The 22124-nt window shown below is 72.4% G+C and carries 14 protein-coding genes; 7 read left to right on the top strand and 7 right to left on the bottom strand.

Annotated features, from left to right (window positions below; all coding sequences use genetic code 11):
* Positions 1-702: 702 nt before the first annotated feature.
* Positions 703-3282 carry a bifunctional FO biosynthesis protein CofGH gene (locus tag FF096_RS04335; RefSeq protein WP_155215090.1) on the bottom strand — a complete coding sequence of 860 codons (2580 nt, stop codon included), beginning with the start codon at positions 3280-3282 and terminating at the stop codon, positions 703-705.
* Between the two features lie 74 nt (positions 3283-3356).
* Positions 3357-4457: a hypothetical protein gene (locus FF096_RS04340; protein WP_196222454.1), complete on the bottom strand. Its 1101-nt coding sequence runs from the start codon at positions 4455-4457 to the stop codon at positions 3357-3359.
* A 97-nt stretch (positions 4458-4554) separates the two neighbouring features.
* Here FF096_RS04340 and cofD point away from each other — a divergent pair, with 97 nt between their 5' ends.
* From cofD to FF096_RS04355, 3 genes are read left to right on the top strand one after another with little or no spacing between them, the layout of a single operon-like run.
* Positions 4555-5538: a 2-phospho-L-lactate transferase gene (cofD, locus tag FF096_RS04345; protein WP_155215091.1), complete on the top strand. Its 984-nt coding sequence runs from the start codon at positions 4555-4557 to the stop codon at positions 5536-5538.
* Positions 5535-6623 carry a coenzyme F420-0:L-glutamate ligase gene (locus FF096_RS04350; RefSeq protein ID WP_309222654.1) on the top strand — a complete coding sequence of 363 codons (1089 nt, stop codon included), beginning with the start codon at positions 5535-5537 and terminating at the stop codon, positions 6621-6623. Before cofD ends, FF096_RS04350 begins: the two co-directional genes overlap by 4 nt.
* Positions 6624-6650: 27 nt before the next feature.
* Positions 6651-7265 carry an NUDIX domain-containing protein gene (locus FF096_RS04355; RefSeq protein ID WP_155215092.1) on the top strand — a complete coding sequence of 205 codons (615 nt, stop codon included), beginning with the start codon at positions 6651-6653 and terminating at the stop codon, positions 7263-7265.
* Here FF096_RS04355 and FF096_RS04360 read toward each other — a convergent pair.
* Positions 7234-8325 carry a sugar phosphate nucleotidyltransferase gene (locus tag FF096_RS04360; RefSeq protein WP_309222655.1) on the bottom strand — a complete coding sequence of 364 codons (1092 nt, stop codon included), beginning with the start codon at positions 8323-8325 and terminating at the stop codon, positions 7234-7236. The two genes, FF096_RS04355 and FF096_RS04360, sit on opposite strands and share 32 nt — an antisense overlap.
* Before the next feature lie 49 nt (positions 8326-8374).
* Positions 8375-9520: a glycosyltransferase family 1 protein gene (locus FF096_RS04365; protein ID WP_309222656.1), complete on the bottom strand. Its 1146-nt coding sequence runs from the start codon at positions 9518-9520 to the stop codon at positions 8375-8377.
* A gap of 150 nt (positions 9521-9670) precedes the next feature.
* On the opposite strand from FF096_RS04365, the gene FF096_RS04370 reads away from it, so the two are divergent.
* Positions 9671-10402: a TIGR03089 family protein gene (locus FF096_RS04370; protein WP_155215093.1), complete on the top strand. Its 732-nt coding sequence runs from the start codon at positions 9671-9673 to the stop codon at positions 10400-10402.
* A gap of 423 nt (positions 10403-10825) precedes the next feature.
* Here FF096_RS04370 and FF096_RS04375 read toward each other — a convergent pair whose 3' ends face one another.
* Both FF096_RS04375 and FF096_RS04380 read right to left on the bottom strand, forming a co-directional pair.
* Entirely contained in the window at positions 10826-12814 is a 1989-nt protein-coding gene (locus tag FF096_RS04375) for an acetoacetate--CoA ligase (RefSeq protein WP_309222657.1), read from the bottom strand.
* A gap of 167 nt (positions 12815-12981) precedes the next feature.
* The gene (locus FF096_RS04380; RefSeq protein ID WP_155215094.1) at positions 12982-13503 is read right to left on the bottom strand and encodes an acyl-CoA thioesterase; all 522 of its coding nucleotides are present in this window, start codon (positions 13501-13503) and stop codon (positions 12982-12984) included.
* Positions 13504-13526: 23 nt separating this feature from the next.
* On the opposite strand from FF096_RS04380, the gene FF096_RS04385 reads away from it, so the two are divergent.
* Positions 13527-14183: a hypothetical protein gene (locus FF096_RS04385; protein ID WP_155215095.1), complete on the top strand. Its 657-nt coding sequence runs from the start codon at positions 13527-13529 to the stop codon at positions 14181-14183.
* A 60-nt stretch (positions 14184-14243) separates the two neighbouring features.
* Here FF096_RS04385 and FF096_RS04390 read toward each other — a convergent pair whose 3' ends face one another.
* Positions 14244-15407, bottom strand: a complete 1164-nt coding sequence (locus FF096_RS04390; protein WP_155215096.1) for an acyl-CoA dehydrogenase family protein — start codon at positions 15405-15407, stop codon at positions 14244-14246.
* A gap of 248 nt (positions 15408-15655) precedes the next feature.
* Here FF096_RS04390 and FF096_RS04395 point away from each other — a divergent pair, with 248 nt between their 5' ends.
* Entirely contained in the window at positions 15656-17083 is a 1428-nt protein-coding gene (locus tag FF096_RS04395; protein ID WP_309222658.1) for a UDP-glucose/GDP-mannose dehydrogenase family protein, read from the top strand.
* 110 nt (positions 17084-17193) lie between these two features.
* Positions 17194-22119: an SCO7613 C-terminal domain-containing membrane protein gene (locus FF096_RS04400; protein ID WP_309222659.1), complete on the top strand. Its 4926-nt coding sequence runs from the start codon at positions 17194-17196 to the stop codon at positions 22117-22119.
* Positions 22120-22124: the final 5 nt, after the last annotated feature.

A 22124-nucleotide genomic window follows, 5' to 3' on the forward strand; every position in this document is an offset into this window, starting at 1 on the left:
GGCGTGCTTTGTCCGTCCGGTCCCGTTATCGTGCGTTCCGTGCGAACAACCCCATTCAAATTACACGCGTGTAATGCGTGCGCCGTCAAGCCAAACTTGATAATGGAGTCGCCCTCCCGACATGTGTCCCGGACGGCCGTTCGCACCACCCGGTCCCGCCCTGCCCTATCGATTCAGACCCCGGCCGAGTAACGCCCTCCCCGGCGAGTTGCCCGAGTTTTCTCCCGTGGCGCGCCGGGCACCACAGCTGCGCTCGGGCTTCGCGCCGACACCGGGGAAGCCACCCACCACGACCGGTTGATCTTGGTTCGCAAGGTTATCCCGACTCGGCCAACCCTGCCCGCCGAGCAGGCGAACGACGACCGCCTTCCGCCCACAATGTGGACGGACCACGGCGACCGAAGACCCGAACCGGTCACGTATTCACGCTGGCCAGACCGGTCGACACAGCGAGAACGGGGACCGTCATGCCACCGCCGACAATCCATCCTGGAGGCGTCGTACCGTCTCACCAAACGGTATCCGCCGCCCTGGACGGATAAGCAGCACTGTGGAAGACACGCCGGGAGGAGCGCCGCACTGGATTCGGTTCCGTTACCGCTGTTCGGTGACTCAACCCAGCGGTGTGAGAACTATTCGTTAAGTGACGCGGCCGGTCGTCGTCTGAGGCCGGCGCTGCATGGCATGGCCTTCTCGAACACGCTAAGCAGCGATTTGCCCGTACGCGGTCGTACGCCTCCGCGCCGGTCGGCCCGCCGCCGCGGCGATCGCCCGCAACTGCTCCTCGGTACGCGCCGAGCCGTTGCCGGAGCCGGCCATCCGCGAAATCGTCTCCTCCATCAACGTGCCACCCAGATCGTTGCAGCCACTGCGCAACAACTCCGCGGTCCCGGCGTCACCCAGCTTCACCCAGGAGCACTGGATATTGTCGATCCGACCGTGCAGCAGCACCCGCGCCATCGCGTGCACCACCCGGTTCTCCCGCCACGTCGGCCCGGGTCGCGCGATGCCGGCGAGGTAGATCGGGGCGTTGGTGTGCACGAACGGCAGCGCCACGAACTCGGTGAACCCGCCGGTACGGTCCTGCACCCCGGCCAGCACCCGGAAATGCGCCAACCAGTGCGCGGGGTGATCGACGTGGCCGTACATCATCGTCGAGCTGGACCGGATGCCCAGCTCGTGGGCCGTGCTGACCACCTCGACCCAGGCGGCGGTCGGCAACTTGCCCTTGGTGAGCACCCAGCGCACCTCGTCGTCGAGGATCTCCGCCGCGGTGCCGGGAATGGTGTCCAGGCCCGCCTCGCGCAGCCCCGTCAGCCACTCCCGCACCGACACGCCGGCCTTGGCGGCGGCGGTGACGATCTCCATCGGCGAGAAGGCGTGCACGTGCATCTCGGGCACCCGGGCCTTGATCGCCCGGACCAGGTCGGCATAGATCGTCACCGGCAGCTGCGGGTCGATGCCGCCCTGGAGACAGACCTCTCCCGCACCGGCCTCCCATGCCTCCTGCGCCCGGTCGGCCACCTGCGCCACCGACAGCCGGTACGCGTCGGCGTCCCGTTCCCGCTGCGCGAAGGCGCAGAAACGGCAGCCCACGTAACAGACGTTGGAGAAGTTGATGTTGCGATTGACCACATAGGTCACGTCGTCACCGACAGCCGAGCGGCGCAGCTCGTCGGCGATGCGGCACAGCTCGTCCAGGGCCGGTCCGTCCGCGCCGAACAGCGCCAGCGCGGCATCGGTGTGTCGGGGCTCCAGCAGCGCCGCCGGGTCCTCGGCGGCCAACCGCAGCCCGGCCCGCACGTCAGCGTCGCCAAAGCCGGCGGTGGCCTGCCGGCCGACCCGGGCCCCACCCGCCGCCTCCGCCGCCGGGGCACCCTCGGCGACCACCCGGGCCGGTGGCACAGCCGCCTTCGCGGCGACCTCCGCCCAGTCGCCGTAGACGTGGTCGAAGTCGCCCCGCCGGTCCTCCGTACGGCCCGTGGTGTCGATGGTGGCGTGCAGGTCGGTACGCCCGCCGAAGGTCTCGTCGGGCTCCTGCCACGCCCGGCCCACCGGACGGGCCGCCTCGACCGCCAACCCGGTCGCCGGATCGGCCAGCGCGGTCACGTGCGGTAGTAGTCGTGCGTCCAGCCACGGCGAACCGGCCCGGACATACTCCGGGTAGACGGTCAGCCGCTCCCGGAGCGTGAACCCGGCCGCTGCCGTGCGGGCCGCCAGCTCGTCGAGCTGGGGCCAGGGACGTTCCGGGTTGACGTGGTCCGGGGTCACCGGTGAGACGCCGCCCCAGTCGTCGATCCCGGCCCGCAGCAGCAGGTCGTACTCACCGGCGATCAGGTTCGGTGGTGCCTGGATGCGCGCCTTGGGGCCCAGCAGGATCCGGGCCACCGCCACGGTGGCCGCGAGGTCGTGCAGTTCCGCGTCGGGCATGCCGCGCATCGCCGTGTCCGGCTTGGCCCGGAAGTTCTGCACGATCACCTCCTGGAGGTGGCCGTACTCGCGCTGCGTACGCCGGATGGCGAAGATCGCGTCGACCCGTTCGGCGAGGGTCTCGCCGATACCGATCAGGATGCCCGTGGTGAACGGGACACCTACCCGGCCCGCGTCGTCGAGCACCCGCAACCGCACCGCCGGTTCCTTGTCCGGGGAGCCGTAGTGCGGGCCGCCCGGCTCGGACCACAGCCTGGTGGCCGTGGTCTCCAACATCATCCCCATGCTCGGCGCCACCGGCTTGAGCCGTTGCAGTTCCGCCCAGGAGAGCACGCCGGGGTTCAGGTGCGGCAGCAGGCCGGTCTCCTCCAGCACCGCCACGGCGCAGGCCCGCAGGTAATCCAGGGTCGACCCGTAGCCGCGTTCGTCCAGCCACTGCCGGGCCGCCGGCCAGCGCTCCTCGGGCCGGTCACCGAGGGTGAACAGGGCCTCCTTGCAGCCCTGTGCCGCACCGGCGCGGGCGATCGCCAGCACCTCGTCGCGGTCGAGGAAGGCGGCCGGCAGCCGGTGCGGCACCGTGGCGAACGTGCAGTAGTGGCAGCGGTCCCGGCAGAGCCGGGTCAGCGGAATGAAGACCTTCTTCGAGTACGTGACCACGCCGGGACGGCCGGCGTCGCGCAGACCCGCGTCGCGGATCGCCCCGGCGATGTCGAGCAGTTCCGCAAGGGCCTCGCCCCGGGCGCTCAGCAGGGTCGACGCCTCGTCGACGTCGAGCGCCCGCCCGGTGGCGGCGCGACGCAGGGCGCGCCGTACGCCTCCGTCACCCGAACCGCGCTCGCTCTGATCAACCATTCGCTCAGCCTATGTGCTGTGCTGCGGCTCGACGCCTGCCGCGTGGGCAACCGCACGTGCCTGACGACCGCCGCTCAGCTCGACTGGTCGCCCGGATCGATCCGCTGGGTGCGGTCGACGTCACCGTCCGGGCGGGGACGCGACGGGTCCGCGTCGCCGTCACCCGGTCGCGGGACGGCCTGGGTCGGCTCCACCCCCTGGTGCGGGATCGCCTGCGTGGGCTCGGCAGCCTGACGCGGGATGCTCTGCGTCGGGTCGGCCGAGGCCGGCTGCCCGAACGGCGGTGCCGCCGGCGAGGACGGTGCCGCCGACTGGGGTGGCACGGCCGGCTGGCCGTGCGGCGGCCAGGTGTGCGGCGACTCGGGCGGTCCACCGGCCGACGGTGCCTGGCCCGCGCTGGGCCAGCCGGGCTGGCCAGGCGTCGGGTAGCCGCCAGGCTGACCGGAGACGGGCTGGTTCGGCTGGCCCCCACCCGGCTGACCGGTGCCGGGGTAACCGGCCGGGTAGCCGGGACGGTCAGCGCCCGGCCAGCTCGTCTGGCCGGGCGGCACCCACCCGCCGCCCTGCTGACCCGGCTGGCCACCGAACTGGCCCGGAGCACCCGGCTGGCCACCGAACTGGCCCGGAGCACCCGACTGCGGCCAGCCCGGCTGCGGCGTGCCGTACAGACCGGGCTCGGACTTGGGACGCGGCACGTAGTAGAGCCGCCGCCACACACTCCACACCACGTACGCGGCCACCAGGAACAGCGCCACCCAGGCGGCCCGGATCAGCAGGCCGGTCAACGCGTCGAAGAGCTGCGCCTCGGCCAGTCGGCCGACCAGCCAGATCAGCAGGGTCAGACCGCCGAGCACGGCGCTGACCGCGTACTCGATCAGAGCCACCTGCGCGATCAGTTTCGCCCGCCCGACGGTCGGGGCCAGATGCGTGGCCAGCAGGACCGCCAGCACCGGCAGGACGACCGCCTCGACGCCGACGAAGGCGAAGAACGAGTTGCCGGCGCGCCCGGTCACCGTGCTGTAGGCGCCCTGCGGGGTCAGCAGCCGGATCACCCCCACGAAGAGGAGGACGGCGTTCGCGCCGAGTAGCACGAGGGCGACGAGTTCACGCAGCGGGCCGGTCACCTGTCGGGCCGGCGTCGGGTCGGTGGGCGGGGGCTCGGCGGGGCTGGTCACGAACTCTCCCTGAGGCGAAAGCGGACGGATGCCGACGTGAGCCTAGTCTCCCGGGGCACTTGGCTGCCGGAGGCGTCACGTAGGCGAGGATGGACGAATGCGCATCGTGGTTCTGACCGGCGGAATCGGCGGTGCCCGGTTCCTGCTGGGGGTGCGGGCGTACGCCCGCGAGGTGGGTGCCGAGGTGACCGCGGTGGTCAACGTCGGCGATGACCTACGGCTGCACGGGCTCCGGATCTGCCCGGACCTGGACAGCGTGCTGTACACCCTCGGCGGCGGCGCCGACCCGGAACGAGGCTGGGGGCGCGTCGACGAGAGCTGGACGGTCAAGGAGGAGCTGGCCGCGTACGGTGCCGAGCCGAGCTGGTTCGGGTTGGGCGACCGCGACATCGCCACCCACCTGGTACGCACCACCATGCTCGACGCCGGATATCCGCTGCACCAGGTCACCGAGGCGCTGGCGACCCGCTGGCAGCCCGGCGTACGCCTGCTGCCGGCGACCGACGACCGCCTGGAGACGCACGCGGTCGTCAGTGGCGCGCCGGGCGCGACCAGCGCCACCGGCGGGCCTTCCGACGGTGGCCAGCGGGCGATCCACTTCCAGGAGTGGTGGGTGCGGTACCGGGCGGAGATCCCGACCCACCGGTTCGTCTTCGTCGGCGCGGAGACGGCGAAGCCGGCACCTGGCGTGACGGAGGCGATCGCCGGGGCCGACGTGGTGCTCGTGGCACCGAGCAACCCGGTGGTCAGCATCGCGCCGATCCTGGCCGTGCCGGGCCTGCGCGAGGCGGTGACGGACGGTCCGGCCCCGGTGGTCGGCGTCTCACCGATCATCGGCGGTGCGCCGGTGCGTGGCATGGCCGACCGCTGCCTGGCGGTCGTCGGTGTCGACTGCACCGCCGCCGGAGTCGGCGGGCTGTACGGGAGCCGAGCCACAGGTGGTCTGCTCGACGGCTGGTTGGTGGCCGAGGAGGACGCGGGAACACTGGTGCCGGACGTGACGGTCCGTGCGGTGCCGTTGCGGATGACCGACGAGGCGGCGACGGCGGCGATGGTCCGCGCCGCGGTGGAGTTGACGTGAGACTGGAGATCCTGCCGGTGCCCGGCATCGGGCATGTGACCGAGGGCGACGACCTGGCGGTCCTGATCGGGAGCGCGGCGCCGTGGCTGCGCGACGGGGATGTGCTGGTGGTGACCAGCAAAATCATCTCCAAGGCCGAGGGACGGCTGGTGGACGTACCCGCCGACGGCCCGGACCGGCAGGCCGCCCGGGACAGGGTGCTGGCGGCGGAGACGGCACGCGTGGTGGCGTCGCGCGGCGCGACCCGGATCGTGCAGACCCACCACGGCTTCGTGATGGCCTCGGCCGGGATCGACGCCTCCAACGTCGACAAGACCCGGCTGGTGCTGCTGCCGGAGGACCCGGACGCCTCGGCCCGCGCGCTCCGCGCCGGGCTACGCGAACGGTACGGCGTGAACGTGGCGATCATCGTCAGCGACACCATGGGTCGCCCCTGGCGCAACGGCCTGACCGACGTGGCCCTCGGCGTCGCCGGGATGGACGCCATCCGCGACCACCGGGGCGAGGTCGACCCGTACGGCAACGAGCTGGTGCTGACCCAGATGGCGGTGGTCGACGAGTTGGCCGGAGCCGGCGAACTGATCAAGGGGAAGTGCGACCAGATGCCGGTCGCGGTGATCCGCGGCTACCTGACGCCCCCGCTGACCGAGGACGGCGAGGGTGCCCGGGTCCTGGTCCGGGACGCCTCGATGGATCTGTTCTCGCTCGGTACCGCCGAGGCGAGGGCCGCCGGGATGGCGGCCGCCGCCACCCTGCCGGACCGCCCGGGTGACACCGCACCCGACCCGGCCGTGGTCGACCAGGCGATCGCCTCGGTCGCCGACGCGATCGCGCCCGGCACGGTCTTCACCCAGGTCACCGACGACGAGGCACGCCGGGCGCTGACCGCCATCGTGCCGGGATGGCCGACCGACGCCACCGCTCTGGTGCTCTGCTCCCCACCCACCCCCGTCGGCCCGGTCCAGTTGGTCCGGTTCGGCACGGACGTGCAGCGCCTGCGCACCGCCCTCGCGGCGGTGGATGTCCCCGCCCAACTCCTCCCACCGCCCAACGGCACCACCGCCGCCGCCACCCTCGCTCTCTGAACGAAGCTCGGACGAAAGGAGCAGCCGTTGTCGACGCCCCAGGTGGTGGACGGATCCCCGCGCGGCGACGCGGACGGCTGGGCGGCGTTGCACGCCGACGCGGTGGCGGTGCTCACCCGCTGGACGCCGACCAGCCCGGACGCGGCCGAGGCCCGCGACCGCACCCTCGACCTACTCAACGCCGGGCCGATCGCGATGAGCCGGGAACACCGGGCCGGCCACGTCACCGCCAGCGCGTTGGTGTTCGACGCGACCGGCACCCAGGTGCTGCTCTGCCTGCACGGGAAGTTCCACCGATGGGTGCAGTTGGGCGGGCACTGCGAGTCCGGCGACCGGACGTTGGCCGCCGCCGCGTTGCGGGAGGCCACCGAGGAGTCCGGCATCAGCGGTCTGTCGATCGATCCGACGCCCATCGATGTGGACGTGCACCCGGTGGCCTGCCAGGGCGGATCTCTGCACCACGACGTGCGCTTCGCGGTGTTCGCCCCGGCCGGAGCGACGGAACGGGTCAGCGCCGAGTCCGAGGCACTCGGCTGGTTCCCCCCGCAGCAGCTCCCCCACCCGCTGGCCGGCGGCACGGCCCGGCTGGTCACGCCGGGCCTGGCGGCCTTCAGACGAGCTCGTCCTCGCCCCGTCTCTTGAGCTCGTCCACGATCGACTTCACGTCCTGGGCGCGGTCGCGCGGGCAGACCAGCAGCGCGTCCACGGTGTCGACCACGATCAGGTCGCGTACGCCCACGGCGGCGACCAGCCGACCGGCCTGTGGTGCCACCACCATGCCGCTGCTGTCGTGCAGCAGGACCTCCGGCTTGGCCTCGCCCGCGAGCACCACGTTTCCGTCGGCATCCGCCGGCAGCACCTCACCGAGGGTGTGGAAGTCACCCACGTCGTTCCACCGGAAGTCACCGGGTACGGTCGCCACCCGGCCGGCCGCAGCCGCCCCCTCCATCACCGCGTAGTCCACCGAGATCTTCGTCAGCGTTGGCCAGACCGTACCGAGCACGTCGTCCTGCTCGTCGGAGCCCCACGCCGCCGCGATCGCGGTGACCCCGGCGTGCATGTCGGGCTGCTGCCGGGCCAACTCGGCGAGGAACGCCGACACCCGCCAGACGAACATGCCGGCGTTCCAGAGGTAGTGGCCGGACCGCACGTACGTCTCGGCCACCTCAGCGCTCGGCTTCTCCTTGAACTCGACGACCGGGCGCATCGGGCCGCCGTCGACCGGCTCGCCGGTCCGCAGGTATCCGTAGCCGGTCTCCGGCCGGGTCGGCGTGATCCCCACCGTCATGAGCAGCCCCTGCTCCGCGCCCCAGACCGCCTCCCGGACCGTGCTCACCCACTGCTGCGGGTCGCCGATCAGATGGTCGGCCGCGAACGAACCCATCACCGCGTCCGGGTCGCGTACGGCGATCACCGCAGCGGCCAGCGCGATGGCGGCGCAGGAGTCCCGGGGCGACGGCTCGACCAGGATGTTCTCCTCCGGCAGGCCGGTCAGTTGCCGGGCCACGGCCGCAGCGTGCGCGACCCCGGTGACCACCATGGTGCGTTCCGGGGTGGTCAGCGGCCCCAGCCGCTCGACCGTCGCCTGGAGCAGCGACGCGGAGGTACCGGTGAACGGGTGGAGGAACTTGGGATGGCCGGCGCGGGACAGCGGCCACAGCCTTGTGCCGCTGCCACCGGCCGGAATGACGACATAGATCACCAGGCCATCATGCCCGAACCACCCGGACCGGGCGCCTCGGTTGCCCGCCTCACGCCCGTGCCCTGGTCCACGCCGCGATGTGCACCTCGGCGCTGGATCCCCAGGTGAACTCCTTCGCCCGGTCGAATCCGGCCTTGGCCAGCGACAACCGACGCGGCTCGTCGTCGAGCAACGCGGCCAGGTCGGTGGCGATCTGGTCGGGGTCCTCGCTGGTGTACGCCACCGCGTCGCCCCCGACCTCGGGCAGCGACAACCGGGGGGTGGTGAGCACCGGGGCGGCACACGCCATCGCCTCCAGGATGGGCAGGCCGAACCCCTCGCCGTAGGAGGGGTACGCGGCCACCAGGGCCCCGCCGAGGAAGCCGGGCAGATCGCCGTAGCGGAGGTAACCGGGACGCAGCAGGCGCAGGTGCGAGGGGACCTCGGCCACCGCGCGGTCGATGTCGTCGTCGTGCCCCTGCCCGCCGGCCACCACCAGCGCGGGCGGATCCTGTCGGTCGGTGACCGCTCGGGCCCAGCCCCGGATCAGGTTCGGCACGTTCTTGCGGGGCTCCTTGGCCCCGAGGAACGCGACGTAGCTGCCGCCGCCGAGCCCGAGGCGGGCCCGGACCCGGGCCTTCTCCTCGTCGCTGGGCGCGTGGAAGGCGTCGTGGTCCACGCCGTGGTAGGCCACGTCAATCTTGGTCGGGTCGGCGTCCAGCAGCCGGATCAGCTCGTCCCGGGTGGCCTTGCTGGGCACGATCACCCGGTCCGCGCGCCGCAGCGAGGTCTTGATGGCACTGCGGAAGAAGGTACGGCGGGACTTGTCGTAGTGCTCCGGCTCGGTGAAGAACGTCGCATCGTGCACCGTCACGGTCACCGGGCAGCCGGCCCGCAGCGGGCAGGTGTAGAAGGGCGAGTGCAGCACCTCGGCGCCGACCTGCTGGGCGAGCAGGGGCAGGCCGGTCTGCTCCCAGGCGAGCCGGGCGGGCCGGTGCGCGACCGCGGACGGCGCCGGGATGATCTCCGCGTCGGGCAGCATCCGGCGGTAACGCTCAAGATCGGTGCGGAGGCTGACGACCACCAGGTCCACGGCCGATCCGCACACCTTGCCGAGGGCACCGAGCAGGCCATCGACGTATCTACCGACGCCGCCGCGATCGGCGGGAACACTCGTGGCGTCGATGAGCACGCGGGGCGGACGGCCGGCGGTCACGGGGCTACTCCTTGTGGTGGCGGGACTGTGGGGAACAACACTCCGGCAAGCCTACGCCGGAGCCGGGCACGGACGCTGACTGCGACCCGACGGTACGCAGACTTGTCGCTGCCATCGAGTACGGCCGGCGAGCGCGTATCGTTCGCGCCGATGGCCGACAACATTGCCCGGGTCTTCGCCGACGCGATAGCGACCGACCCGAACCGCCCGCTGCTGACCTGGTACGACGACGCGACCGGCGAACGCACCGAGCTGTCCGGTGCCACGCTGGCGAACTGGGTGGCCAAGACGGCGAACCTGCTCGTCGACGAACTTGTCCTCGGCCCGGGGAGCACCGCAGCGGTGTTGCTGCCGCCGCACTGGCAGACCGCCGCCGTGTTGCTCGGCTGCTGGTCGGCCGGGCTGACGGTGCGGCCTGCCGGGTTGGCGGTGCCTTCCGCCGGGTTGGCGGCTGCTGACCGACCGGGCGAGGTGGACGTACTCTTCACCACCGCCGACGGCGTCGCCGAGGCCGCCGCCTGGTCGGCCGACGACCGGTACGCGCTGGCGCTGCACCCGTTCGCGCTACCGCTGCGGGAAGTGCCGGAAGGCTTCGCCGACTACGTCACCGAGGTCCGCGCCCACGGCGACCACTTCACGGCGTACCCCCCGGGCGGCCCCGACCACACGGCGCTGCGCGCCCTGGCCACCGCCCGCGCCGCCGAGCTCGGCATCGTTGCGGGAGACCGGCTCCTCGTGGACGTCGACCGGCACCCGGATCCGCTCGACTGGCTGCTGGCCCCGCTGAGCGCAGGGGCGACCCTGGTGCTCTGCGCCCACCCCGATCCAGCCCGCCTGGCCGAGCGCAGCACCATGGAGCGGGTCACCCGCACCCTGAGCTGATCGCTCCGTGCCCTGAGCTGATCGCTTGCGTCCTCACGGCCAGGCTGGCTCGGGGCGACCCGGGTCGGTGGACACACCCCGAGCCCCACATCACCCTCAGTAACGGTTGCTCACCGTCACCACGCCGTCGGGACCCGACCAACCCATCTCGACGCTTTGCTCTGCTTCAACCGACGCACAACCGGCTGAGCTGGTCCGACGCGGCGACAGTGCGGGCCCGTTGAGTGCCGGATGGCTACCGAGGGTGACTGTTGCGTGGGTTGAAGCAGAGCAAAGGGCGCGGTGAGGTGGAGGTCACCTGGGCGGGTTACGGCGGGACAGTGGACAGAACGTGACGACAGCGAGCCAGCGGACGGCAACCACACGGCGGGCGGCAGACCGCAGGTGGCGGACGGCACGCCTGACCGGGGACGTGGCGCGAGTTCAGGTGGTGGGGTGGGCCGGAGCTGGGGCGCGGTGCTGGGCCAGGGTGGCGAAAGCGGCCAGCGATTCGGGGTTGGCCAGAGCGCCCTTGGCGGCGGCCTGGTCGACCGGCGTCCCGGTGAGGATCTTCTTTACCGGGACCTCGAGCTTCTTCGCCGACAGGGTGCGTGGCACCGCCCGGACCTGGTGGATCTCGTCGGGGACGTGCCGGGGGGACAACGCGGTACGCAGCTCGCGGCAGATTCTCTTCCGCAGCTCGTCGTCGAGGGAGAGCCCCTCCGCGAGCACCACGAACAGCAGCAGCTCACCGGCGCCGCCCTCGTCGTCCTCCAGGTGCACCACCACCGAGTCGACGATCTCGTCGAGCCCTTCCACGACCGAGTAGAACTCGGCGGTGCCGAGGCGTACCCCGCCCCGGTTCAGGGTGGCGTCGGAGCGGCCGGTGATGACGCACCCGCCCCGCGAGTTGATGGTGATCCAGTCCCCGTGCCGCCACACCCCGGGGTAGACGTCGAAGTACGCCTCCCGGTAGCGGACCCCGTCCGGGTCGTTCCAGAAGCCGACCGGCATGCTCGGCATCGGCTCGGTGATCACCAGTTCGCCCAGCTCGCCGACCACCGGGGTGCCGTCCGGCGAGCGGGCCTCCACCTTGGCGCCCAGCGCGCGGCAGGTGATCTCACCGGCGTGTACCGGCAACAGCGGGACACCACCGACGAACCCGGTGCAGACGTCGGTGCCGCCGGACAGCGACTGGAGCTGAAGGTGACGGCCGACCGTGTCGTACACCCAGGTGAAACCCTCGGCGGGCAGCGGCGCACCGGTGGAGCCGAGCCCGCGCAGCGCCGAGAGGTCGGCGATCTCACGCGGCACCAGACCGGCCTTACGGCAGGCCAGCAGGAACGGTGCGGAGGTGCCGAAGTACGTGGTGCCGGTCTGCTCGGCCAGCCGCCACATCGCGCCCAGGTCGGGATGCCCGGGGTTGCCGTCGAACAACACGATCGCCGCACCCACGGCCGGCCCGGAGACCAGGAAGTTCCACATCATCCAGCCGGTGGTGGTGAACCAGAAGAAGCGGTCGGTCGGGCCCAGATCGTGGTGCAGGGCGAGCATCTTCAGGTGCTCCAGCAGGATGCCCCCGTGCCCGTGCACGATGGGTTTGGGCAGCCCGGTGGTGCCGGAGGAGTACAGCACGTACAGCGGATGGTCGAACGGCACCGGGGTGAAGCCCAGCGGTTCGTCGGTCTCCGCCGCCAGGTCATCCCAGCTCAGAGCCCCGTCCGGCGCCGAACCCCCAGGGTCGAGGTAGGGGATCGCCACGGTGTGCCGCAACGTCGGCAACGCGGCCCGGATCGCGTCCACCTCGGCACGCCGGTCCACCGGCTTGTCGCCGTAGCGGTAGCCGTCGACGGCGACCAGCACCGTCGGCTCGATCTGCTGCCACCGGTCGGTGACGCTGCGGGTGCCGAACTCGGGCGCGCAGGAGGAGAAGACGGCGCCGAGGCTGGCGGTGGCCAGCATCAGCACGTACGTCTCGGGGATGTTCGGCGCGTACGCCGCCACCCGGTCACCGGTGGTGACCCCGAGCCGACGCAGTCCGGCGGCGACCCGGCGGACCTGTTCGCGCAGTTGCCCGGCGGTGAGGGTGACCGGCCCCCGGGTCTGGCTGTGCGCCACGACCACCGGGTCGTCGTCGGCCCGGCCCGGCATCCGCAGCACGTTCTCGGCGTAGTTCAGGGTGGCCCCGGGAAACCACCGGGTGCCCGGCATGCCCCGGTCGACCAGGGTGGCGGTGGGCGGGGTGTGCGCGACGACATCGAAGTGGTCCCAGATCGACCGCCAGAAGGCGTCCAGGTCGGTGACCGACCAGCGCCACAGGGCGTCATAGTCGTCGAACGTCAGGCCCCGGTGCTCGGCGAGCCATCGCAGGTAAGCCCCGATCCGTGACCGCTGGAGCACATCCGCCGGTGGCGTCCACAGCACGTCCGTCACTGGTCCACTCCTCCCCTGGCCCGGCACGACATTGTGCGGTGGGCCGTGGCGCCATCTTGCCCTACCTCGCAGCGCCATTGTCCGCACCCGGGCCCGCCGGGCGCATGTGGCAGACCCACATCCCCGGTAGCCGACCGGTGTGGGCCGGGCCGCAGCTCGGCGGCGTCTCAGGGTTCGCGGCGGGCCGCCTGGATAGCGCGACGGCGGGCCAGTCGGTGGGCACGGCGGATCTCCGCCTCGCGCCAGCGCCGCTCGTCCTCCGGCGTCTCCGGCAACACCGGACGCACCGGCCGGGGCGCGCCGCCCACCTCGACCCCGACGAAGACGAGGTACGCGGTGGCCACCCGCACCGGCAACGCGTCGGCCGAGTCCCAGCGTTCGGCCATCACCCGCACACCGACCTCCATCGAGGTCTGCCCAGTCCAGTTCACCTGGGCGTACGCGTGCACCAAATCACCCACCCGGACCGCCTCGGAGAAGACGATCTCGTCGATGGCGGCGGTCACCGCCGTGCCGCCGCTGTGCCGCGCCGCCGCCGCTCCGGCCACGTCGTCGACGAACTTCATCAGCACCCCGCCGTGCACCGTTCCGTACAGGTTCACGTCGACTGCGGTCATGATCCGACTCAGAGTCACCCGGGAGTACGAGGTCGGTTTTCCCGGCGGAGCGGTGGTGGGGTGCTCGGTCATGTCGGAAACGGTACGGTGCGCGGATGCGACATCTGTGGAGCTTCCTCGCAGGGCTGGTGGTGGTGCCGGTCACCTGGGTGCTCGTCACCCTCGGTCAGGACGGGTCGGCGGGCACCGTCAACCGGTGGGTGGAGATCGGCACTTCCAACACCGCCAACCTCATCGAACCCGCCGTATACCTCGCTGTCGGTGGCATCGTGTTGGGCCTGCTCGGCACGCTGCGCATCTCGCCGCTCGGCCCGCTGGTGGCCGGGCTGCTGCTGATCACCCCGTATGTCGGACTGTTCATCACGCCCTTCCGGGTGCGCGAGCGCATCCCCTCGGGCTGGGAGTTCCTCGGCGACCCGCTGCCGCTGAGGTTGCCGGTGGAGAACGGGACGCTCTTCCTGATCGGTATGATGCTGCTGATCGCGACGTTCAGCGGGCAGCGCTGGCGGCGCTGGCCGGTCACGGTGCCGCAGCCGGTGCCGGCGACGCCCGACACCCCGGCACCGGATCCGACCCTGACCGACTGGCCGCCGGTCCCATCGTCGGCGGAACGGGACACCGCGCCGCTGAGCCTGGGCTACCCGGACCCGGATCCGACTCCCACCGAGCCGCTGCCCCGGCGCACCGGAGGGGGGTCGCCCTGGTCAGCGCCGCCGGGCAACCTGCCTCGACGCGACGACGCCACCAACTGAGCCGGCAGCTGGTCGTCACCTCCGCCCGCGTCCGGCGGGCGCGGGCGGAGGTGACGACCGTCAGTCCTTGAGCAGCTGGCGGGCCATCACGATGCGCTGCACCTGGTTCGTGCCCTCGTAGATCTGGGTGATCTTGGCGTCACGCATCATCCGCTCGACCGGGTAGTCACGGGTGTAGCCGTACCCGCCGAGCAGCTGCACCGCGTCGGTGGTGATCTCCATCGCGGCGTCCGAGGCGAAGCACTTGGCCGCCGCCCCGAAGTAGGTCAGGTCGGCGTCGCCGCGCTCGGACCGACCGGCCGCCGCGTACGTCAACTGCCGGGCCGCCTCCAGCTTCATCCCCATGTCGGCGAGCATGAACTGCACGCCCTGGAACTCGGCGACGGCCTTGCCGAACTGCTTACGCTCGGCGACGTACCCCTTGGCGTAGTCGAGCGCGCCCTGCGCGATGCCCACCGCCTGTGCGGCGATGGTGACCCGGGTGTGGTCCAGCGTCTTCATCGCGGTGGCGAAACCGGTGCCCTCGTCGCCGATCATCCGGTCCGCCGGGATCCGGACGTTGTCCAGGTAGACCTCACGGGTCGGGGAACCCTTGATGCCCAGTTTCTTCTCGGGGGCACCGAAGCTGACCCCCGGGTCGGACTTCTCGACCACGAAGGCGGAGATGCCCCGGGAGCGGGCGGTCGGGTCGGTCGAGGCGAAGACGGTGTAGAACTCCGACACCCCGGCGTTGGTGATCCAGCGCTTCACCCCGTTGAGCAACCAGTGGTCGCCGTCACGAACCGCCCGGGTGGTCATCGCGGCGGCGTCGCTGCCCGCCTCGGGCTCGGAGAGGCAGTACGAGAACATCGCCTCACCGCTGGCGACCGGCGTCAGGTAGCGGCGCTTGAGTTCGTCGGAGCCGGCCAGCAGCAGCGGCATCGTGCCCAGCTTGTTCACCGCCGGGATCAGCGAGGACGAGGCGCACGCCCGGGCGACCTCCTCGATCACGATCGCCGTGGCCAGCGCGTCCGCACCGGCCCCGCCGTACTCGACCGGAATGTGCGGGGCGTGGAAGTCGGCCGCGCGTAGCGCGTCGTACGACGCCTTCGGAAACTCACCCGTCTCATCGGCCTCGGCGGCATGCGGAGCCACCTTCGCCGCACAGACCTCACGAACCGCTTCCCGAATCGCATCGTGCTCCTCGGACAGGCGGTACGCGTCGAACGACTGCTCTGCGGCCATGTCGGCCCCTCCCCTTCACGGCTATCATGCGCAGTCTGTAGCGTCACCGGGACGTCCACTACGCGGACTGAAGGATAACGACCACAGCTCAGCCGATGTTACCGGCGCGTAGGCTGGGCCGTGGCGGAGCCCGACGCCGCTCGGCGATGATGGACCCAGTAGACGAGACCTCTCCGGCGCCCCCGTACTGGCGCCGCAGCGAAACGCGACGCAGCAACGCGGCGCCAGTGCGAGCGGAGAAGACAGGCGTGACCATCCCGTACCCGAACACTCAGCCGGTGCCCGCCATCGCGGCGGTCACACCCCCCTCGGGTGCCGCCCGGCCGCGGGTGACCTTCCTGGGCACCGGTTACCTCGGCGCGACCTACGCCATCTGCTACGCCGAACTCGGCTACGAGGTGCTCGGATTCGATGTCGACACGGACAAGATCGCCAAGCTGAACGCGGGCGAGGTGCCGATCCACGAGCCCGGCCTCGACGAGTTGCTGCGCCGCAACCTGGCCGCCGGGCGGCTCCGGTTCAGCACCGACATCGCCGAGACGGCCGACTTCGGTGACGTGCACTTCATCTGCGTCGGTACCCCGCAGCGGGCCGACGGCATGGGCGCCGACCTGTCGTACGTCGAGGCGTCCGTCACCGGCCTGGCCCAACACCTGACCCGCAAGGCGCTCATCGTCGGCAAGTCCACCGTCCCGGTCGGCACCGCCGACTGGGTGGAGCAGCTCGTCGGCAAGCACACCCCGGCCGACCTCGGCGTCGAGGTGGCGTGGAGCCCGGAGTTCCTCCAGGAGGGCTTCGCCGTCGACGACGTGCTCCGGCCCAATCGCATCGTGGTCGGCGTCAAAAGCGAGTGGGCCAACGGCATGCTCTACGCCGCGCACAAAGGCGTGTTCGACCTCGCCGCCACCGAGGACCGCGAGGTGCCCCTGGTCGTCACCGACTTCGCCACCGCCGAACTGGTCAAGGTCGCGGCGAACGCCTTCCTCGCCACCAAGATCTCCTTCATCAACGCGATGGCCGAGGTCTGCGAGGCCGCCGGCGGTGACGTCACCCAGCTCGCCCGCGCCATCGGCTACGACCCCCGCATCGGCAACCGCTTCCTCCAGGCCGGACTCGGCTTCGGCGGCGCCTGCCTGCCCAAGGACATCCGCGCCTTCCAGGCCCGCGCCCAGGAACTCGGCGCCGGTGAGGCGCTGCGCTTCCTGCACGAAGTCGACCTGATCAACCTGCGTCGCCGTACCCGCGTGCTGCAACTCGCCGCCGACCTGCTCGGTCGCCGCTCCGGCCCCGCCGGCCCCGACCTGTCCGGCACCCGCATCGCCGTGCTCGGTGCCACCTTCAAACCCAACACCGACGACGTACGCGACGCCCCCGCCCTGGCCGTCGCCGCGCTACTGCACAAGGCCGGTGCCGACGTCCACGTCTACGACCCCCAGGGCATGGACAACGCCCGCCGGGCGGTACCCGAGTTGACCTACGAACCCGACATCACCGCAGCGGTCACCGGCGCGGACCTCGTCTGCGTCCTCACCGAATGGGCCGACTTCCGCAACGCCGACCCCGGCCTGCTCGGCGACCTCGTCGCCGGCCGCCGCGTGGTCGACGCCCGCAACTGCCTCGACCCGGCACTGTGGACCCAGGCCGGGTGGGACTACCGGGGCATGGGACGTCCATGATCATGTCGGTTGGCGATACTGAGGGTTGACCCGCCGACAACTGTCGAATTCCCCGCCCACTTTGGGCATGCTGCGACAGTGGATATCCACAGTGCGGGTGGAGGGGTGTCGTGGCGAGCTTTCAGTGCCCTTCGTGCGACCGGGAGATCAAACCGGCGGTTCGCTGCCCGAACTGCGGCGCGCACCAGCCACAGTGGTCAGCGCACCTAGCAGAGATCGACAGGTCGATCGCGGAGATCAAGGCCCGCGAGGCCGCCATCGCCCGCGAGCAACGGCAACTCGCCGCGAAGATGCAGGCCGCACTCTTCCAGCGGGACATCCTCTCGCACGCCGGGAACGAGGGCGACGAACGGCTCCGGCAGGCCGCCCGGCCACGCCGCGTACTGCGTCGTCGGCCGCTACGCCGCCCCACCTCGGTGGGTGCCTCGTCGCCCGACGACGGTGCCGCCCCGCCGCCCCGGGTGCCTCGGCAGGGCGCCACCGCCCAGCAGCCACCGTCACCGGCCGAGCCGGTCTGGCTGACCGCCGACGACCCTGAACACCCGCCGGAGGCCTCCTCACGGGAGGTCCAGAACATCCCGCTCGGTCTCGGCGCGCTGCTGCTCGGCGTCGCCGCGGTGGTGTTCGCCGTGGTCGCCACCAGCTCGATGGACGCGTTGGTACGCCTCGGCATCCTGCTGCTCGCCACGGTGCTCATGCTGCTCGCCCCGCCGGTGCTGATCCGCCGTGGACTGACCTCCACGGCCGAGACCATCGCCGCCGTGGGTCTGCTCCTGGTGCCGCTCGCCGGATACGCCCTGTGGGCGGTGGACCGGATCGGCGACAGTGCCGCCTCCGGTGCCGTCTTCGCCGGAGTGATCTTCGCGGTCACCGCCGCGGTCTCGGTCGGCTACGCCGGGTGGACCCGGCTGCGCGCGCCCCGGTTCGCCACCGTGCTGGCCGCCCAACCGGTGCTGCCGCTGCTGGCGTACGACCGGATCACCGGCCCGGCCGGTTGGGCGCTGGTGTTGACCCTGGTGGCGCTGCTCGACCTGTGGCTCGCCCGCTCCCCGGTCACCGTGGAGCAGCCGCTCACCGACACGACGGTCGATCCCGGCCGGTCGAGCGCGCCCCGACAGCGGTCGACTGAGGAGTCGTCCGACGGTAGGCCGGAGGCGGCCCCGGAGGAGGCCGGTGAACTGCTGGACCTGACCGTCGGGGGTGGTGCGGCGAGGCCGACCCGGCCGGTGCCGGGGTTACGGGAACTGACCTGGGTGTTGCACGGCGTGGCCGTCGCCGTCGCCCTGGCGTACGCGGTGACCGCCCTGTTGCGGACCACCACCGTGCCGGGCGCGACCGGCGCTGGGCTGGTGCTCCTCCTGGCCGCCGCCGTCTGCCTGGCCGGGACGCTGGTGCTGCGCCACCCGCCCCTGCCCGACCTGGGCGCGGGCGTGTTCACCCTCGCCGTCATCGGTGCGCTGGGGCGGATCGCCTCGGTGGCGTTGCCCGGCCGCGCCCTGCTGCTGATCGCGGCGGTCATCACGGTGACCGGTCTCGCGGTCCGGGCGGTACCCGAGTCCGCCCGTCGGGGTCCGCAGCTGGCCTCCGCGGTGGCGCTGACGGTCAGCGGGGTGGTGGTCGCGGGCAGCACGCTCCGCGCCGGAATGGCCCCGATCCAGGCCGCGTTGCCCGCCTGGGCGGCGGATCTCGACCGGTACCCGGCCGAACTGGCCGCCGCCGTGGGCCCGGCCGCCTGGCAGCTCGCCGCCAGCGCCTTCCTGCTGACCGTGGCCGCCGTGCTGGCCCTACCGCCGGAGATCCGACGCGAGTTCGCGGTGACCGGTGCGGCGCTCACCGCCCTGGCCGTGCCGGCTTCCTTCGGGCTGTCCTGGGCGTGGGCGCCGTGGCCGATGGTGCTGACCGCGATCGGCATCGGGGCGGTCGGCCTCTCCGCCCGTACCTCCCGTGCCGCGCTGGCGCACGCGGTGGCCGCCGCCGTGGTCGGGCTCGCCGGGGCCGGCGCCTCCCTCGCTCGACCGGGGTTGACCGCCGCCGTGCTGCTCACCTTCGTCTTCGCCGGTGCACTGATCGCCGCCGCGCCGCGCATCCGGCTGGCCCCGGCGGCGGCGGACACCGTCTCGGCCTGGGCCGCCGGAGGTGCCGCCTTCGCCCTGCCCGGGGCGGTCGCCGCCTTCGTCGCAGCCACCCTGCCCGGCGACGCCACGCCGACCCCGGCGAGCCTGCGCGAGGCGACCGTGCCGATCCTCGCGGCCAGCTTCCTCGCCGTCTGCGTCACGCTCGGCTACGCCGCCATCGTCCAGGTGTCGCAACGGCACATCCCGGCACCTCTGTCGGTGGGCACCGGCCTGGGCGCGTTGGTGGTCGCCGCAGCCGGGTTCGGTGCGCCGGGCGCCACCGTGGCCGACGCCTGGGTCAGTGCGCTGCTGCTGGTGTCGGCGGTGCTGCTCTTCCTGGCCCCCTCCATCGACACCGGCCGCCGCTCCGATCTCACCCTCGACGGCTCCGACCTGTCCGCCGCCGCGGTGACCGTCGCGCTGGTCGCCACGCTGTTGCGGATCGGCACGGTGCTGGCACCGACCGGGCAGCTCGCCGTCGCCGCCGCGCTGGTCCTGGTGGTCGCCGTGGCGGCACGGGCGATGCCCGAGGAGTGGCGTCGCGGGCCGGTGCTCGGCCTCACCATCGGCGGGCTGCTGATCGGGCTGCTGGCGGGCTGGATGGCGCTGCGCGGTGGCGTCGGCGTGCTGGCCACACCGGGTCCGATCTGGAACGGCGACCTCAGCGGCTGGCCCGCCGCGCCGACCGGCGGTACGACCTGGCAGGGCCCGATCGCCCTGGTCCTGCTCGCGATCGCCGCCGGCATCCTGTTGCCACCGCCGTGGCGTTACGACGTGGCCGGTGTGGCGGTCGTGCTCGCCACCATCGGCGCGCCTGCGGCGTTCGACCTCAGCTGGTGGTCGCCGGTGCTGATCGGTGGCATGGTCGCCACCGTCTTCGGGATGGCCGCGGTCGCCACCGTCGATCCCCGGGCGGCGCTGTCCCGGATCACGGTGGCCGGGGTGGTCGCACTGCACGCCGCCGGTGCCGGTCTGGTGCGGCCGTGGACGACCGCGCTGGCCCTGGGCAGCATCGTGCTGATCGGCGCGGTGGTGGCGGCGCTGGCCCGCACCATGGCGGTTCCGCTCGTCGACGACATCGAGGCGGAGGGGATGCCGCCGCACCTGGCGCAGATCGGTGGCGCGGGCGTGGGTGCGGCGCTGCTGGCGTTGCCGGGTGCCACCGCCGCCCTCGCCGTCGAGTACGGCCACACCGCTCAGGTGGTCCTCACCGCCGGGCTCGCCGCGTCCAGCCTCGGTCTGGCGGCGGTGGCCACGGCCCGCCGGCAGGTTCCGCAGTATCTGCCCTGGGCCAGCGCCGGAGTGGTCGGCGGGGCGAGCGTGACGGCACTCGCCGCCGTACCGATCTCGTTGCCCGTCGGGGTCTACGCCGCGGCGGCGGCGCTGCTCGGGGTGCTCGCCGAGTTGGTGCGAGGGGCGACGGAGCCGCCGGTCGACGCGGCCCAACCGGTACGCCGGTGGACCGTACTGCTCGACGGGGCGCTGCGTCGGCTGCCCGACGACGAGAGACGCCGCTGGCGGGTCAGTCCGGCCGCCGGTGCGCTGGCCGCCGCCGCCCTGCCCACCGCCCTGGCCCTGTTCTCCATCGCCCCGGCGCTGGTGGCGGCCCTCGTCGATCCGCACCGCACGGTCGGCCGGATCTGGCAGGGTCCACCGGCGCTCCTGCTCGAACCGGCGTCGGCGGCGGCCAACCCGACCCATGTGCTCACCGCGCTGCTGCTCACCGTGACGGCGGCGCTGGCCGCGACCGGGTTCAGCGGCGGTCGCCGCTCCCGGGCGGTGCCGGTGGTGCTGCCCGGTGCCGCCGTCACCCTGCTGATCGCCCCGATCGCGCTGGGCGGCGGCTGGCCGGCGAGCACGTTGTCGGCCCTGGCCGTGTTCACCATCTCGATGCTCGGATTGGCGCTGACGCCGCCACCGGCCCTGGTGGAGCGGGCCCGCTCGTTGCGGCTGGCTCGCGTCCTGGTCTTCGTGATCGGCCTCGCGGCGGGTGGGGCCGGTCTCGCCGGCAGCCTCGCCACCCGGGAGCTGACCCTGTTCACCCTCGGCGGTGCGGTCGGTGTCGGGCTGGTCGCCGCCCTCTACGGCCTCACCTCCCGAGCCCGGCTCCTCGGCTGGCTGTTCGCCTCGCTGATGGCGCAACTGTTCGTCCTCACCGCCGGCCTGGTGGCCGGGCTCGCCCCGGTCTGGTCGGCGTTCGGGGTGCTGGCGGTCGGCGCGGCGTTGCAGGTCTTCTCCGCCACCCTGCCCCGGCTCCGCCGCCCAGAGGCACGCCGTGAGGCGGCGACCGTGGAGTGGAGCGGTTACGCCGCCGCACTGATCGCGCTGGCGATGGCCTTCGACTCGCCCCGGCACATCGCCGCGCTGCTCGCCGCCTGGGGTGCGGTCCTCGGTGTCGCGGCGACCCGGCCCGGCCGGCGGCCGGCGGAGCGACGGATCCTCTTCTGGGCGGTGGTGCTCTGCGAGATCACCGCCTGGTGGATCCTGATGCGGGTCGCCGACGTGGCGCTGCCCGAGGCGTACACCCTGCCGTTCGCCGCGCTGGCCCTGCTGGTCGGGGTGTTGGAGCTGCGTCAACGCACCGACCTGAGCAGTTGGGTGGCGTACGGGCCGGCGCTGCTCGCCGCGTTCGTACCGACCCTGGCGATCGTGCTGGCCACCGATTCGAGCACGTTACGGCAGGTGTTGTTGCTGCTCGGCGCGGTCGCCGTGCTGGTCTTCGGCTCGATGACCCAGCAGCAGGCACCGGTGATCGTCGGTGCGGTGGTCACCGCCATCACGGCCGTGCACGCGCTGTTCAGCCTCGGGCCGTGGCTGGCGTTGATCCCGCTCGGTTTCCTCCTGCTGATCCTCGGGGCCAGCAACGAGCGCCGTCGCCGCGCCCAGGAACGCCTCCAGACGGCGCTGCGCGGCATGCGCTGAAGCGC

It is taken from the genome of Micromonospora sp. CP22, from assembly GCF_009712475.1.
GTDB lineage: Bacteria > Actinomycetota > Actinomycetes > Mycobacteriales > Micromonosporaceae > Micromonospora.

Coding starts and splice junctions, on each gene's coding strand:
- FF096_RS04335 (WP_155215090.1), bottom strand. CDS start 3,282: ATGGTTGATCAGAGCGAGCGCGGTTCGGGTGACGGAGGCGTACGGCGC.
- cofD (WP_155215091.1), top strand. CDS start 4,555: ATGCGCATCGTGGTTCTGACCGGCGGAATCGGCGGTGCCCGGTTCCTG.
- FF096_RS04370 (WP_155215093.1), top strand. CDS start 9,671: ATGGCCGACAACATTGCCCGGGTCTTCGCCGACGCGATAGCGACCGAC.
- FF096_RS04380 (WP_155215094.1), bottom strand. CDS start 13,503: ATGACCGAGCACCCCACCACCGCTCCGCCGGGAAAACCGACCTCGTAC.
- FF096_RS04385 (WP_155215095.1), top strand. CDS start 13,527: ATGCGACATCTGTGGAGCTTCCTCGCAGGGCTGGTGGTGGTGCCGGTC.
- FF096_RS04390 (WP_155215096.1), bottom strand. CDS start 15,407: ATGGCCGCAGAGCAGTCGTTCGACGCGTACCGCCTGTCCGAGGAGCAC.